Origin of the sequence: Streptomyces sp. NPDC005791, assembly GCF_042871485.1 — a bacterium.
In the GTDB taxonomy this organism is placed as follows: Bacteria; Actinomycetota; Actinomycetes; order Streptomycetales; family Streptomycetaceae; genus Streptomyces.
On sequence record NZ_JBIAIP010000044.1, the window covers coordinates 1 to 1,983 of the forward strand.

The window sequence follows — 1,983 nt, forward strand, 5'->3', positions numbered from 1 at the left end:
ACCACACCCGCAGGCACCAACCCCAAACCCTCATCCAGCACATACACCCGCGTATTCGCCAACGGCACACCAATCGGCACCGACGAACCCAACGGGGGCTGCGTCATGCGACGGCGCAGAGCGAACGTCGTGGTCTCGGTGGGGCCGTACGAGTTCGAGACGACCGTTCCGGTGCCGAGGGCGATCACCCGACGGACGGCTGTGGGCGAGACGGCTTCGCCACCGCAGGAGATCTCGCGGAGCGAAGCGAGGACCTCGGGCGCCTCATCGGCGAAGAGAGCGAACAGGGAGGCGGTCAACCAGGCTGCTGTGACCTTGTGCTCGGAGATCACCTGACTCAGTTGGGCCACATCAGCGAACCCCGATGGAGCCACAACGACAGTGTTTCCGGACAAGAGAGGGACCCACAGCTCGAAGGTCGATGCGTCGAAAGCAAAGTTCGAGTGCAGCAGCACGCGATCGTGTTCGCCGCCCTCCCAGGACCGATCTCGGGCGAGTTCAACGATGTTTCGGTGCGTGGTCGCAATACCCTTTGGCCGGCCAGTAGAGCCTGAGGTAAACATGACGTATGCGAGTCCTGCGGCGCCGCCGCAGTCCGCCGCCGGGTCCCCGGCTGATATGTGTCCTGCTGCGCCCATTGCGTCGACTCCGACGACGAGCACCCCGCTGCTGGATCCCGCGAAGAGGTCCGAGGCAGTCTCCTTGTCAGTGAGGACGGCGACGGCTCCGGCCTCCTCGAGGATCAGGCGCACGCGCGCTGACGGCTGCCCGGCTGCCAGGGGCACGTAGGCGGCGCCTGCCTTGAGCACGGCGAGAAGGCTCACGACCAGCTGAGGTGAGCGTTCCACGTCCACCGCTACTGTGCCGCCGGGAGGGACGCCGAGCCCGATGAGGTGGTGTGCCAGCCGGTTAGCCTGCGTATTGAGCTCGGCGTACGTCAGACTTCCCTGGTCCGAGGCCACCGCCACCGCGTCCGGAACCCGCCGAACCTGCTCCTCAAAGAGCTCATGCACACACGAGTCCGCCGGATAGTCCGCAGCAGTGTCGTTGTACTCGACCAGCAGACGGTGACGCTCTTCGGAAGTGAGCAGATCGATGGTGCTTAGCCGGCGCTCAGGATTCCGCACGGCCTGCCGCAAGACGGTGACCAGCCGGTCCACCAATGCCTCGGCCGTGGACTGGTCGAAGAGGTCAGTCGCATACTCCAAGACTCCGGAGATGCTCTGAATCTCCCCCTGCCCGGACGGCAGTTCGTTCAGGTACAGGCCAAGGTCGAACTTGGCCACGGCGGTGGGCACGACGCCCACCGGTCCGCGCAGTCCCTGCAATTCTGCTCCAGTGGAGGCGCCTGCGCCGAAGGCCAGCGCAACCTGGAACAGGGGATGACGGGGCTGGGAACGCTGAGGATTGACCGCTTCCACGACGCGGTCGAATGGCATGTCCTGGTGCGCGTAGGCCTCGAGGTCGGAAGCCCGTACACGGTCCAGTAGTTCGGCGAAGGTCGGGTCGCCGGACGTGTCGGTGCGCAGCACGATCATGTTGGCGAAGAAGCCGACGAGCTCGTCCAGGACGGTATCGGACCGTCCGGCCACCGGAGTGCCGAGGGGGATATCGTCACCGGCTCCGGACCGGCTCAGCAGCGCTGAGAATGCGGCCTGGATCACCATGAAGACGGTGAGCTGGCGGTTCTGGGCAAGGCGTACGAGGTCCTCGTAGAGCTCGTGTTCCATGGCAAAGGCGACGCCTGCACCGGCATGGCTGGCTGTGGCGAGCCTGGGCCGGTCAACGGGCAGTGCCGTCTCCTCCGGCAGACCCTTCAAATAGGTACGCCAGAACTGTGCCTGGGCGGCGAGGGTGCTGTGGGGGTCCTGTTCGTCGCCGAGGAGTTCGCGCTGCCACAGGGTGTAGTCGGCGTATTGCACCGGCAGTGGAGCCCAGTCCGGTTCCTGGCCTGCGCAGCGTGCCTGGTACGCCTGGGCCAGG

The 1,983-nt window shown here is 65.8% G+C and carries 1 protein-coding gene; it reads right to left on the bottom strand.

All coding sequences use genetic code 11. The features are described from left to right. The coding region (locus ACFYSH_RS33920; RefSeq protein WP_388757736.1) for an AMP-binding protein at positions 1–1,922 on the bottom strand (1,922 nt) is incomplete at its 3' end. Positions 1,923–1,983: the final 61 nt, after the last annotated feature.